Source organism: Chitinophaga sp. 180180018-3 (genome assembly GCF_037893185.1).
Taxonomy (GTDB): domain Bacteria; phylum Bacteroidota; class Bacteroidia; order Chitinophagales; family Chitinophagaceae; genus Chitinophaga.
Map to the genome: position 1 here is coordinate 7700083 of NZ_CP140772.1, position 14102 is coordinate 7714184.

General features: G+C 45.9%; 14 protein-coding genes. 11 read left to right on the top strand and 3 right to left on the bottom strand.

Going from position 1 to position 14102, the window contains the following annotated elements; genetic code table 11:
• The first annotated feature begins 256 nt into the window (after positions 1-256).
• The 8 genes from UNH61_RS30495 to UNH61_RS30530 all read left to right on the top strand — a co-directional run bounded on the left by UNH61_RS30495 (position 257) and on the right by UNH61_RS30530 (position 7706).
• A complete protein-coding gene (locus UNH61_RS30495) occupies positions 257-670 on the top strand; it encodes a helix-turn-helix domain-containing protein (protein WP_326995806.1) in 414 nt (137 codons plus the stop codon).
• Positions 667-1014, top strand: a complete 348-nt coding sequence (locus UNH61_RS30500; protein ID WP_326995807.1) for a winged helix-turn-helix domain-containing protein — start codon at positions 667-669, stop codon at positions 1012-1014. Before UNH61_RS30495 ends, UNH61_RS30500 begins: the two co-directional genes overlap by 4 nt.
• 36 nt (positions 1015-1050) lie before the next feature.
• Positions 1051-1470 carry a response regulator gene (locus UNH61_RS30505; RefSeq protein ID WP_326995808.1) on the top strand — a complete coding sequence of 140 codons (420 nt, stop codon included), beginning with the start codon at positions 1051-1053 and terminating at the stop codon, positions 1468-1470.
• Positions 1471-1587: 117 nt separating this feature from the next.
• Positions 1588-1863 (top strand): hypothetical protein, encoded by a 276-nt coding sequence (locus tag UNH61_RS30510; protein ID WP_326995809.1) that lies wholly within the window; start codon positions 1588-1590, stop codon positions 1861-1863.
• A 187-nt stretch (positions 1864-2050) separates the two neighbouring features.
• Positions 2051-3103: a hypothetical protein gene (locus UNH61_RS30515; protein WP_326995810.1), complete on the top strand. Its 1053-nt coding sequence runs from the start codon at positions 2051-2053 to the stop codon at positions 3101-3103.
• An 83-nt stretch (positions 3104-3186) separates the two neighbouring features.
• Positions 3187-3573 (top strand): hypothetical protein, encoded by a 387-nt coding sequence (locus tag UNH61_RS30520; RefSeq protein ID WP_326995811.1) that lies wholly within the window; start codon positions 3187-3189, stop codon positions 3571-3573.
• 569 nt (positions 3574-4142) lie between these two features.
• On the top strand, positions 4143-5354 hold the full coding sequence (locus UNH61_RS30525; protein ID WP_326995812.1) for a glycosyltransferase family 87 protein: 1212 nt from the start codon (positions 4143-4145) through the stop codon (positions 5352-5354).
• A 63-nt stretch (positions 5355-5417) separates the two neighbouring features.
• Entirely contained in the window at positions 5418-7706 is a 2289-nt protein-coding gene (locus UNH61_RS30530) for a GH92 family glycosyl hydrolase (protein ID WP_326995813.1), read from the top strand.
• A gap of 101 nt (positions 7707-7807) precedes the next feature.
• Here the strand turns inward: UNH61_RS30530 and UNH61_RS30535 are convergent, their stop codons facing one another.
• From UNH61_RS30535 to UNH61_RS30545, 3 genes are all read right to left on the bottom strand, one after another.
• Positions 7808-8899, bottom strand: a complete 1092-nt coding sequence (locus tag UNH61_RS30535; protein WP_326995814.1) for a family 10 glycosylhydrolase — start codon at positions 8897-8899, stop codon at positions 7808-7810.
• A gap of 5 nt (positions 8900-8904) precedes the next feature.
• Positions 8905-10029, bottom strand: coding sequence for a carbohydrate-binding family 9-like protein (locus UNH61_RS30540; protein WP_326995815.1), 1125 nt, complete (start codon positions 10027-10029; stop codon positions 8905-8907).
• A gap of 134 nt (positions 10030-10163) precedes the next feature.
• Entirely contained in the window at positions 10164-12209 is a 2046-nt protein-coding gene (locus tag UNH61_RS30545) for a M13 family metallopeptidase (protein WP_326995816.1), read from the bottom strand.
• 126 nt (positions 12210-12335) lie between these two features.
• Between UNH61_RS30545 and UNH61_RS30550 the strand changes: the two genes are divergently transcribed.
• The 3 genes from UNH61_RS30550 (at position 12336) to UNH61_RS30560 (ending at position 14101) form a co-directional block, all read left to right on the top strand.
• A complete protein-coding gene (locus tag UNH61_RS30550; RefSeq protein WP_326995817.1) occupies positions 12336-13523 on the top strand; it encodes a DUF5009 domain-containing protein in 1188 nt (395 codons plus the stop codon).
• Positions 13524-13592: 69 nt separating this feature from the next.
• Entirely contained in the window at positions 13593-13823 is a 231-nt protein-coding gene (locus tag UNH61_RS30555) for a hypothetical protein (protein WP_326995818.1), read from the top strand.
• 29 nt (positions 13824-13852) lie between these two features.
• A complete protein-coding gene (locus tag UNH61_RS30560; protein WP_326995819.1) occupies positions 13853-14101 on the top strand; it encodes a hypothetical protein in 249 nt (82 codons plus the stop codon).
• The last annotated feature ends 1 nt before the right edge of the window (position 14102 follow it).

The window sequence follows — 14102 nt, forward strand, 5'->3', positions numbered from 1 at the left end:
GGCGCATAATTTTTTGAGCTGGCACCCAACTATGCTCCTACTGTTAATCATTCGTTAATCCGATTACTAACAGTTAAGCCTATCCGATAATAATGCCCATTACTTATCGGGTTGAAAATTTTTTTTAAGCTGACCTGGCATATTTGGATTTGCTAAAGAGATACTGTTTATAGGGGTTCTATTTTGCGTGATCAAAATAATGGACTATGTATCATAAGGATAGGAAATGTACAAAATTTTAAAATCAAATTATACTATGAAACAATTCATTCCATCTGCAAGTCTCCCACCGGATCTGCCACACAACAATAGTCAGCCCGTTATGTATGATCCGGAACAACAGGTATTTGTGACCCTATACTCGGAAATCCTGCCTGTAGAACAAGACGTAATGGACCTTTTTCATGTACTGAAAGCCGGCGATGGCGACATTGTTAGTACCAACCACATTCAGGACACCATTTTCGGTAAAGGCATCAGAAGGAGAAGCCGCCTGGATGTATTGCTGCAAAAGCTGAGGCAACTACTCAGCAGAGGCACGGGAATGAGTATTAGGAACAAGAAAGGAATCGGCTACAGGCTGATCTATGTAAAACCCAAATCTATCACCGTTGTTCCGTTGGAAACCCTGCGTAGCATTGCATCGGAGCAACACAATAACACCATATGAATTCCTCTATTACGCCTACTCCTGAATACCAGGAGGTACATTTTGCAGATGGTTACATTTATGACCGGAAAAATTCAGCAATCCGGCATGAGAAAAGCCCTTGCTCCCTTGACCGGGAACATGCTGCTGTGCTGGAAGTACTGATACTGTATCGTAACCAGGTCGTGGCCAGGCAGGACATTATGAAAAAACTGGAATGGCTTAAAAATGAAAGGCACCTGGAAGCATTCATCAGGCATCTGAGAACACACTGTTTCGCAGCTAGCGAATCAGTAGAGATCAGAACAGTCAGGATGACAGGTTATTCCCTGATTGTAGCAGATGAGAATATCAAATTCATTTAAATCCGGCCTGCAAAAGGCCCTAATCTTCATTTTATCATGACTCAGCCGTTACTAATTCTTCACGTAGATGATGATCCCATTTTTTCCGGCCTCGTGAGCCGGATATTACATCGCAACGGTTTTAAGGTATTTAGCGCAGCGGATATAACAGCCGGCTGGAAGCTTTTTAATGAGATCAGGTTCCATGCCTGCCTGCTGGACATTAACATGCCCGGTGGAAGCGGTATAGATCTTGGGGAGAAGATCAGGAACCGCGACATCCATATACCAATCGCCTATTTATCCGGTGAGCCAACAGCAACAGTGTCGGAGGAGGTGTATGGGAGAGGTGGCGGTTTCCGCCACTTCTCCAAAATCGCCGACCTGCCGGAATTACCACAGATGGTAAGGAATCTGATACTGGCATATGCCAGTTCCTGTTTCGGACAAATGGAGTGGCCGCTCGTAAAAGTTTAGATGTTAATAACGTCATGGTTTGCTGTCCTGATCAAATATTTACTTATATTACAGGCGCGTTTAGTAAACCCGAAACATCCGTTAACCACATTTTTAAACTTCAAAAAAAATTTAACCATGAGACTTCAGAGAACCTTACACCATCCGGATGGTGGACGTTCATTAGCCGAATACGAAATAAGGGACAATAACGTTTACACTACCATACATCATACTAAAGGTTCAGGGGTAATGCCCTGGTACGAAATAAGAGAGAACAGGCTCTACCCTACTGAACATCATCCGCATGGACGGAGCTCATTTCACTGGTTTGAAATTAATGGGAACAACGTACTGCCGTCCGTTCACCATCCTAATGGATCGGATGGCCTGGCCTGGTATAAAATTATATAACCGTTACCGTAATGGTTTGCTGAACTTGCCTGGTTCCGGCCAGGCATTTTTATTTAAATGTACTCAGGAATGTATGCCGATAAACAAGATAAGAATTATCTGTTGCTTTGATGATCCGGGTATGATAGACGATAATGTATTTATCTTTACAATCCATACACTCCGGGATGTAAAAGGCGATTAACGGATGGAGATCATGTTAGTAAGGGATGCTAAAGCAAAGGCTGCAAAATGGGTAACACTGGAAGCGGTTCCACTGAACGGCTTCGGTGGTGCCTTTTTTCATGGATCTGTTAACTGGATGGCAGATGATGATATCTTCCCGGTTACTTCCGATATTGATATCATTGTGCTACTTACAGATCCGGAAGGCCACCTGCCCGGGAAATTTATCTTTGATGATCTGATACTCGAGGTTTCGTATTTACCCGTTCGGGAATTTCAACTTCCTGAAATCATATTAGCGAAACATTACCTGGCAGGGAGTTTCAGCAGGACCACTTTAATCGCCGATAACGGTAACCTCCTCAAAAATGTGCAACAAGCGGTTGCGACAAAGTACCCGGAAGAATATTGGGTCCGCAAACGATGCAGCAATGCCAGAACTATAGCATTGGGCTATCTCAGGCAACTACAGGAAGATATGCTTTTGCACGATCAGGTGACGGCCTGGCTCTTTGCCCGCGGATTGCTGGTGCATATGATGCTGGTAGCAGGATTGAAAAACCCTACCGTCAGGAAGCGATATGTTGTGCTGAAAGAATTACTGGAAAAGTACGGTGATTCGAAATCCTACGAAACGATGTTGCAACTAACCAGATTTGCTGCGCTTGACCCGGCCGCTGTGGAGCGGCATCTTCATACACTCACTGCCGCTTTTGACATGGCGGCTGAAATAAAAGCCGGATCACCATACCGCTTTGCTGCCGATATCAGCCCGGTTGGCAGATCCATCGTAATCGACGGAAGCCGGGAATTGATCCGGGTCGGACTTCACCGGGAAGCAATGTTCTGGATCGTAGCTTCGTATTGTCGTTGCCTGCACATACTTTTTCACAATATCTCCCCCTGCATAACGGAACCGCTCTACCGGGGATTTTCCGGCATGCTGGAGGAACTGGGAATTGCCACCTACGAAGAGCGATTGCAGAGCAATGAAGAGGTACTGACCTTCCTTCCCGCAGCGGAAAAATTGACGGAAAAAATTATACAACTTACCCCTGGAATTATACATCCCTGATCCTTTGCAAATCCACCGTTTTCTCCCTATCTTCATTTTGAGAGCCAATTATCCAAAACAGTCTCACTTTCGCCTGAAGCCATTTGCAGCATGATCTGGATGCATATTATCGCCAGTCCCGCCTGATGATCAAATACTGGGAAAATGCGATCTCTGATGAAGAGCGCGCAGAGCTGGACGCGTGGTTAGCCGCCAGTGATGAAAACCGGGCCCTGTTTGAAGAATTAAAAAATGAAAATTTTCTGAAGCAGGAAAAAAAGGAAATGGACAAATATCACCCGCAACAAGCATGGAACAAGATGAAAAATGAAACCAGACGTAAAAAAGGACCGTCCGGACCTGGCTTGATAATTACGCTGATAGCCTTGCTGCTGGCCATTTTACTGAAATGGTGCTATCTGAAAGACGCTTCTCCTGCAATTAATCCTCAGCAGGATGGGGGTACCGTTAAATCAGCCGCGTCCTCTTAATATTCTACCTCTTTTTCCGCCAAAGCGCCTTCCCTCAAAAAGGAGGCGCTATTTGTTGTTGGGTAAACAACAGGTATTTCCCACAATGTTTTACATTTGAGAAATGTGAATAAAACGAGAGTATTATGATTTTTTTACTTGTATCTTTTCTGGTCCTCTGTTGTCTGCTCCTGTCTGCTACTGTTTACGCTGTCAATGAACAGTCGAAACAATGGGCGGAATCCGATATATAATCCCGTCACAATAATTAATGGGCGAAGCCATTGAGGGGAATATTATTACGAGAGATGGAAGAGCCGGCGCGGTCCGTTCCGATAAAAGAACCGGAGAGCAGCTCTTTTTTGCAAAAGAGAGCCGTTCGGTATTGCCCAGGCCTGTAAAATTTCTGTTTTCCTTGCTGAAAAGGAAAAAACGGGCAAAATCACCACTCCTTTCGGCAACGATCTATTCCCCTGCCAATAAAATTTTTACGAGGAAATCAATAGGGGGCTACCCCTTTTTCCGGCGTTATACAAACGTATAAACGTGCGTACTGTAGCATTTTTATTTTTATCTGGCAAAATATTGATATGCGTGAAAAAAGGAATGTGCTGACTTTTTTGGCTGAAAAGGAATGGCTGATTTTGAGCTTGTGGTTTGGGCTGGCCTTTCTTGGAGCCGTCATGGAGATCTCCAGGGGGAATATTAATAATTTCCTCATATTTAAGAACGTTTTTTTCCACGTCATTCACCAGCAACCGCTATACATCGAATATCCTGCGGAGTATTACGACGTTAATTTATATGGACCTGTATTCAGTATTGTAATTGCTCCGTTTGCAGGACTTGACACTCATATAGGTGCCGTGTTGTGGGCACTTACAGGAGCTGCTGTACTTTATTACGCTATCCGGCAGTTACCACTCTCCCAGCTACAGCAGAATATTATATTACTGCTCTGTACACAGGAACTGATGGGTGCCAGTGGCTGGTTTCAGCTGAACCAGTTTATAGGCGCCTTTATTATCCTTGCCTTCACCAACACCATCAAAGGCAAAGATATCTGGGCTACCCTTTTCATTTTACTGGGCACCATGACGAAAATTTATGGTATTGTAGGTCTCGCTTTCTTCTTTTTCAGCCAAAATCCAAAGCGTTTTATCGGTGGTCTGTTTCTCTGGGGAGCCGTTTTGTTTGCACTGCCAATGATTATCTCATCGCCCCAGTATATCATTAATTCTTATTTTGAATGGTATGCCGCGCTGGTGCATAAGAATGCGCTGAATGTGGAATCGATCATTTCATTCCAGGACATCTCCGCCGGAGGCTTTATCAAAAGAGTATTTGGTATTCCATGGCTGAATAACATGGCGGTATTGATCCCGGCTACAGTGTTATTCCTGCTGCAGTATACACAACTGAAATACCGCTACAATTCGAGGTACCGGCTCTATATCCTTTGCTCTACCCTGATGTTCCCGGTGTTATTCAGTACCAGCTCTGAATCGCCTACCTACATCATTGCCATACCGGCCATCTGTATCTGGTATGTATTGCAACCGGCTACCCGTTGGAATAATATCTTCATCTTCTTTGCCATTCTGCTGGTCAGTTTCTCGCATTCCGACGTAGTTACTCCCTGGGTAAGGAAAAACCTGGCGGTGCCCTACGCGCTGAAAGCATTGCCCTGCCTGGTTCTCTGGCTAATGATAGCTTACCAGATTTATACCCGTAAGTTCCTTGTGAAGAATACGCCAACTCCTGAGCCGGCACGCCAATTGGAACCTGTTCCCCAATTTTAAAAAAATAGCACAAAAAGTAACAATCAGGGCGTAAATTGCCATCTTGATTAAAGGTTTTTGATTATGATTTCGGGATTCAAGATAGGTAGTGCCCTCGCATTATCTGCTATGCTGTTTCATGGCATTAACGCAAATGCCCAGAAAAAAACAGCGCCTGTGCCAGGCTTTGCTGAAAGTAAATATCTTGCTGCGGTCGACCCCTATATTGGCTCTGGTGGCCATGGCCACGTATTCGTAGGTGCGAGTGTACCTTACGGTGCTGTACAGGTAGGCCCGGGCAATATCGTTAAAGGATGGGATTGGTGCTCCGGTTATCACTATTCCGACAGCGTACTGATAGGGTTCTCCCAGATGCACCTCAGTGGTACGGGTATCGGCGATCTGGGCGATGTGCTGATCATGCCTTATACCGGTAAGGTCCGCACCAACAGGGGAACACAGGAAAATCCAACTTCAGGATATGCTTCTCATTATTCTCATGAACGGGAAAAAGTACGCCCGGGATATTATGCAGTTCAACTGGATGATTACAATATCAAAGCCGAGCTGACTGCTTCTGAAAGAGTAGCCTTCCATAAATATACTTTCTCCGGCAACCAACCCGCTAATATCATTATCGACCTGAAAGAAGGAATTGGTTGGGATGCTCCCGTGGAAACTTTTATCCGTCAGGTAGATGAATATACGCTGGAAGGATACCGCTACTCCAAAGGCTGGGCGGTAGACCAGCGGCTGTGGTTTGCTATTAAATCTTCCGTACCCGTAAAACAATTCCTGGTATTTGACGGCGACACCCCGCAAACCGGTAATTCCGTGAAGGGGAAAGAAGCCAAAGGAGTAATTGTTTTTGATAAATCACCCGGACAGGTAATGCTGAAAGTGGGGATCTCTCCCGTAAGCAGCGAAAATGCCCTGGCTAATATCAAAGCAGAAATTCCCGGATGGGATTTTACCGCTACTGTAAACAGCGCCAATGCTAAATGGGATAAGGAACTTTCCAAAGTAGACATTGCAACAAAAGATAACGCCGCACGCCGCGTGTTCTATACTGCATTGTATCATACGATGATTGATCCGGCCCTTTTTAATGACCATAACGGTGCCTACAGGGGTACCGACAAAAAGGAATATCCCAATCCCGGATTCGATAACTATTCTGTATTTTCTCTCTGGGATATTTACCGCTCCTGCGCACCACTGAGCACTATTCTGCACCCGGAAAAAGTGAACAGCTTCGTGAATTCTATGCTCACCATTTACAAACAACAAGGCAAGCTGCCTGTCTGGCCGCTGATGGGCAATGAAACCAATTGCATGGTGGGCTATCACGCAGTGCCTCCGATTGTAGATGCATACCTGAAAGGCTTTAAAGGATTTAATCCGGAAGAAGCGCTGGCAGCCATGAAGGCTACCGCTAACCGCGACGATCTGGGCCTGAAGTACGTAAAGGAACTGGGATATATTCCTGCTGATAAGGAATATGAATCCGTTTCCAAAGCAATGGAATATGCAATCGACGACTGGTGCATTGCGGCCATGGCAAAGAAACTCGGCAAAAAAGAAGATTACGAGTACTTTAAGAAACGTGCCGGTTACTACCGTAATTATTTCGACAGTACCATCCGCTTTGTGCGCCCTCGCCTCAGCAATGGCAGCTTTAAAACACCTTATGATCCGTTCAACTCCATTCATGAAAAAGGCGACTTCACCGAAGGAAACGGATGGCAGTATACCTGGCTGGTTCCCCAGGATGTGGAAGGCCTGATCTCACTGATGGGAGGCGATGATGCATTTACTAAAAAACTCGACAGCCTCTTTACTGCAAAAGGCGACATGGGAGCTGAAGCATCTTCCGATATCTCCGGCCTCATTGGCATGTATGCACATGGCAATGAGCCGAGCCATCATGTTACTTACATGTACGCATTCTCCGGATATCAATGGAAAACAGCTGAAAAAGTAAGGCAGGTGATGAAAGAATTCTATTTCGATCAGCCTGAAGGTCTTGCCGGTAATGAAGATTGCGGCGCAATGTCGTCCTGGTATGTATTCTCTTCCCTCGGCTTCTATCCCGAAAATCCTGCCAATGGTGTATACGTGCTGGGCAGCCCCTTATTCGATAAAGCCACATTGAAACTCGGAGGAGGCAAAACGTTTACTGTACAAACGAACGGTAACAGCGCAGAAAACATCTACATACAAAATATTACCCTCAACGGTAAACCATATACCCGTAGTTTCATTACCCATAACGATATTATGAAAGGTGGCACTATGGTTATTAAAATGGGCAACAAACCGAATCTCAGCTTTGGTAAAGCTGCAGCGGACAGGCCGAAGAACGAATTGTAGAAAGAATTAGGAATTACGAATTATGAAATAGCGGGGAGATAGTAAACGCGAGGATCAACTTCGCAACTATCTCCCCGCTATTTTGTAATTCGTAATTTTTTCTACAGCTGCGTTGCCGCAAGCACCTCCAACACCTCCTTCGTCACTTCTCCAAAAATAGAAACGCCCGCTGCTCCGTTCTGCATAGCCAGGTTCACTGCTTCCGCCAGATTGCGATAGTTGCCGTTGAAATCGGGCAGGAAAAGACCTGCATATAAAGGGAAGGCTCCGTGCAGCCCCTTCACGCCTTCTGCTACAGCATCTCCGATCCAGCTAATGGGTTCGCGGTAGAAACCATGGTAGATCATCGGACAAACCGCATTTAACGGCCAGTTGGTCCAGTCTTGCCGTACCAGGCGCTTAGCGATTTCAGGAGTAGGAAATACCGCTGCGGATATTGGTTTGTGGTGTTGTTGTGCCACCTGTGCAAGATGACTAACTACATTAGTGATACGATCGTAGCGGAATTTGCGCCAGGATGGGCTCTGGTCCGGATGCTCCAGCTGTAGCGGATCTGCGCCGTATTTCTCTTTGTAAGCGTTGCGGCATTGATCACAATAACAGAAATCATATTCCGGCAACTCTTTCGACTGATCGATGCCATAGTGGCTCCAAAGGTTTATGGGTAATATAACATCACAGAAACGTACATAATCGAGATGTATCCCATCCACATAATCCAGTGAAAGGATCTGTTCTACCTGGTTGCTCAGGTATTTCACCACTTCCGGTTTGGTAGGGCATAGCCAGCGATAGTAATCCACATATGGGGGATGATTGGCGCAGGATTCACCCTTGCGGTTCTGCGCATACCACTCCGGATGGCTGGCCAGCAGGTCTTTTTCTCCACGGTTCATCGTCCACATCCAACGATGCGCCTTTATGCCGCTGGCTTTTGCTGTTCTGAAATGCAGCGCGCTATCGGCTTCAAACATAATATCAGTAATACCTGCTTTCCGATATGCCGCATACCGGGTTTTCAGTATGGCTTCGGTATCCTTGTGATCCGGATTAATCCATACGCGATGCTGAACAACCGTTTTCTCCAGCGGAAGTTTTTTCCCTGCTGCTGTTGCCTGGCTGAGTGGCAGCGAAGCTTTCGCCAGCGACAACCCTCCAATACCCAGGGATTTGATAAAAAATCGTTTATCCATAACCGTTATTTTCTGTTACTGTAAACTTTCCCTTCCTGATTGATGTTAACGGAACCGGCGAAATTACTTCCCGTAACGCTGGCTGTAAACTGGGATGATATGCCTTCCATAATCAGATTATAGACCTGGCCATGGGCGCCCGTTTGCCGGGCATTGATATTCAGGGCATCAAGACCGGATGCATATTTTCCATGCAGCTGCGCGTAATTTTGCTGTGCACTGTATATCTGCCAGAGATATTTCTTCGCTTCCTCCGATGCCGGTAATTCAAATACTGCATTGGCTTTGCTGGTAAACAACAGATAGCCCCACCTTTCAGGCGCATGCATATTGATGATACCCTGCGGCGACCATACCCAGTTATGTTCGGGCAATGGCTTCTTCAAATATTTTCCATCCTTTATATCTGTATCCCATTCCACACGTGAAAAATTGATCCGCCAGATAGTGTTCTCGGCAGGGCGCAACTCCCTGCTGAAGAAACTAAGCGCCTTATACGGAATCGCCATTTCCACAGACCATTCTTTATCCCTGTCAGACGGGTTGTTAATGGTACCATCGATATGAACGGCTGTGATAATGCCTTTGGTATCCCAGTTGATCATGGCCTCTCCCCCATTGCGATAGGGAATATTCATAAACAGGTCCATCACGGTATTCAGGGCATTGATCTCGATCTCATAATACCTGTGTGTATCACCATCCGGATCTATAAATACTTCAAAATCATTATCATGGAAGATGATCGCATCATGCTCCTTCAAAGTGCCCCAGATATGTGGTTCCTGTAATACCGCTCCAATATAAAGATATGCTGAGTCCCACATCATCTTTACCCTCGTACGCAAAGCCGGCGCTGGTTTGACATCTCCTTCAATATCTTTGAAATCCTCGCTCCAATCGGCTGTTTGCCATCCCTTGTCGTCCAGCTTACCGTCAATAACCACTTTGTCTTTCGTTTCCCGGCAGATATAATGCCTGGGTGTTTCTTTAAAAACAGGAAGCGGTTCATGAAACTGTTGCGAAAAAACAGGCTTTCCGATGACAGAAAGCGAGAGGAACGCCGCAGCCCTGATACCTCTTTTGATTAAATTATGTCTAACTCTGATACTATTTTCTGAATATGGCATCTGGCGAAGATTTGAGACAGCTAAAGTAAAGAATTCGACATGAAGAATAAAAGCGGAGATAGTAAACGCGAAGTTCAACCTCGCGTTTACCATCTCCGCTTTTATTCTTCATGCTTATTTCTTCATTCCCAATTCTACCAGAGCCTCACCCTCGCACTATCTGCTCTATACATGCCATCGCCGGGTTTTACGCCATACACGTCATAAAAAGCATCTACATCGCTGAAGGGGCCGTTTACCCTGAATTTGGCCGGAGAGTGTACGTCAATTAATACCTGGCGGGCCAGTGATTCTTTTTTGGTATGTCCGAGCCAGCCTAAAGAGTAGCCCATGAAAAAGCGCTGTGCCGGTGTATAGCCCGCAATTTTTTCATTCTTCTTGTATTGCTCCGTCTTTTTAAATGCCTCCCATCCAAGCAAAATACCTCCGAGGTCGGCTATATTTTCTCCCAGTGTGGCTTTCCCGTTGATATGCAGCGTGTCTACTACTACGTAACTGTTGAATTGCCTTACCATTACCGCAGCACGCTCGTTGAATTTCTTTACATCGGCAGCTGTCCACCAGTTTTTCAGATTACCGGCAGCGTCAAACTGACGGCCTTCATCGTCGAAACCATGTGTGATCTCATGACCAATAGTGGATGCGCCGGCGTAACCATAAACAACGGCATCATCCAGTTCTTCATCACGCTTTCCGGGTACGGTGAAGATGCCGGCCGGCAATACTATTTCGTTATTGCTGGGATTATAGTAGGCGTTATATGTTTGCGGACTCATATCCCATTCCGAACGATCTACCGGTTTGCCCAGTTTGTTGATATGGTATTGTTGCCACCACAAACGGGCTGCTGCCATGTTCTGATAGTAAGACTGCTCCTTGATTTCCATCGCAGAAAAATCTTTCCATTTGTCGGGATAACCTACTTTTTTTGTGATCTTCGACAGCTTGTACAATGCTTTCTGCTTTGTACTGTCGCTCATCCAGGCGAGTTTTTCTATGCGGATTTTCAATTCGGCGCGTATGCTCTCTACCAGGTTTTCGTATCTCTTCTTAGCAGTGGCGTCGAAGAACTCTTTAACGAATAACTGTCCAAGCGCTTCGCCCATTGCTTCCTCTTCTGCGTCCAGCACACGCTTCCAGCGAGGCTTCTGTTTGTCCTGCCCCCTCATCAAAGTTCCGTAAAATGCAAAATTAGTGTTGGAGATAGTATCGCTGAGTTGCGCCGCTGCTCCCCTGATCAGCTGCCATTTGAGATAGTTCTTCCAGTTTTCCAGTGGCTGCGATTTAACTGCGTTACTGAGTGCAGTGTAGAATTCCGGTTGACCAACAATTACGGTGTCGGCGTACCTGGTGATGCCCTGCTGCTGAAGGAAATCATTCCAGTCGATATTTCCGGCAATCTTTTTCAGACTGGTAACAGCCATTTTATGGTAGTTAGCCTCGGGGTCACGAAGGTCTTCCAGCTTTCGGCTCGATTTGGCCAGTAATGTTTCCAGCTGCAGAATAGCTGTAGCAGCACTGCGTGCGGCATTGCTGTCGAGCCCCGTGAACTGTAGCATTTTCGCGATGTGGCCGGGATATGCCTCTCTGATTTTTGTAGTACGTGCGTCGGTATTGAAGTAGTAATCGCGGTTCGGAAGCCCCAGTCCCCCCTGGTTGAGCTGTACTGCAATCGCCTCGCTGTTTTTGGCGTCCTGCGCTATGTACAGGTCGCACATTGATGTCATCTGGATGTTCAGTTTCGACGCCAGTTGCACCAGCTGTTGTGTATTCGAAACTGCATTGATCTCCTTTAACTCATTTTCTATCGGCTTAATACCGTCTGCATTAATGCGCACGGAATCCATTCCGCTTTTCCAGAAGGCTGCGATTTTCTTTGATATCGGATCTGCAGGATTTTCTACTGCTTTTTCATTGATGATCCGCAGGCGTTTGTATAATTCTTCCTGAACAAGATTACCGATGCCCCAGGAGCTATATTCCGATGGTATGGGGTTGCGTTTGATCCAGCCGCCGTTGGCATAATCAAAAAAATCCTGTGCGGGGTTCACAGTGCTGTCTACATTAGCGGCAACTGCATCAGGAGTGGATGCTGCGCCGGAAGATGACTGGCCCTGGTTACAGGCAGTAAAACATGCCAGCCCGGCCAGGCCGGCTCCGGCAAGAATGGTTTTGATCATAAGCATTACACGATTTTGTTATTGGAAGAAAGGTAGGTTTTTTTTGGAACCGCTGGTCACTAAATAGGTTTAACGGTAAACAGAAAATATGTATTTTGTTAGGAAGATGTTACAACCCCGTATCTTATGATCAACAAACTCAAACCCGGCCGTATTCTGTCTATCGATGCTTTCAGAGGAATCAACATTCTTGTCATGATATTCGTCAATGGTGTAGCAGGCGTACAGGGTATCCCTTCCTGGATGGAACATGCCGGGCGTAATGAAGACAGGATGACGTTCGTAGATGTTGTTTTCCCTGCATTTCTTTTTATCGTCGGAATGTCTATCCCTTTTGCGATCAATAGCAGGATGGCAAGAGGCGACAGTTTCTGGCAGCTGCAGCGGCATATTATCTGGCGCACGCTGGGTTTGTGGATATTGGGTATTTTCATGGTAAACACGGAAAGAATCAATGCAGCAGCTACCGGGATGAATGGTGCTGCGTGGGCGTTGTTGTTTTTTATATGTGCAGTGCTGGTGTGGAATATTTATACTTTCCGGCAGCCCTGGCCGGCGTGGGTATTGAGGGGGGCTGGTGTTGCAGGACTTATTGTGCTCGGCATTGTATTTCGTGGAGGGAAAGATGGTACAGAATATCTGCAGCCGCATTGGTGGGGAATATTGGGCCTTATCGGTTGGGCTTACCTGTATGCCTGCCTGTTTTACCAATGGTTTAAAGGCACGCCGAACGCCATGATGCTGATGATAGCCGTTTGCCTCGGTTACTATATACTGTGCCGGCAGCCATTTATGCAACATGGAGAGTGGAGCTGGCTGGGATCACAGGCCAGGAATGCGGCACATACATCCATTGTATTGGCAGGGATACTGGTGACCTTGTTTTATTTTGATGAAGAAATAGCCTTGCGCGGTAGCAGGCTTGCGAGCAGAGTAGTAGGTTTTATCACCCTGACAATGTTTTGCGGCCTGATGCTGCGGCCTGATTACCAGTTGTCTAAAATACAGGCTACGCCTACCTGGTGCCTGTATTGTATGGCTATATGCACGATTATATTTTCTGTTTTATATTTTTTGGTAGATGTAAGACAGCTCAGCAGGTGGACTTCCTTTTTCCGGCCTGCCGGAGCAAATCCCCTGCTTACTTATATACTTCCGGATATTGTTTATTATTTTATGATATTGACAGGACTCAGCTTTCCGGCCGTGCTGGAATCGGGCCTGCCTGGAATCATCTGGTGGGGCGTGTTTGCACTGTTGATGCTGCTGTTGGTAAAAGGATTAAATAAGCTGGGAATCCGGCTGCAGTTGTAACAATATCAATGGATGAAGCGTTATATACCCGTGAAGTGACAGAAAGTTTTTTATCCCAAAAAGATTCCCATGAAAAAAATAGCTTTAGTATTGCTGTCCGCCGGAACTATTTTGGCTATCTTAGCACAGTACGCCTTAACAAACGATTGGGTGTGGTTCCGTATCTTCCATACCATCGGTTTCATTGGGTATATATTAATCATTAGCGGTCTTGCCTGTTTCTCTCTCTGGGCTATTCATCAGCTTTCCCGCGATGAAAAAAACAGAATTAAACGATACTATCATCAGCAGGATGAGTAGTAATGGCACTGCGCAACGGTAATAACTTTATGTCAGATATTTTCACGCTCAAATTTGAGTACAAAGGTCATCCTCACATTCTGGAGGTACATACCGTACACCAGCAGTACAAAACTGTATATAAGGTGGTATTGGAAGAACATGAAATTACGTTTGAACCCGATGAAGAAGGTTACGTGCGGGCTGTTTCCAGCAAGCCCCTGCACGATCACCTGAATACGGTGGATGTTGCACTGTTGCATCATGTAGCAGAACTCATTATTCAGCATATACAGTAAG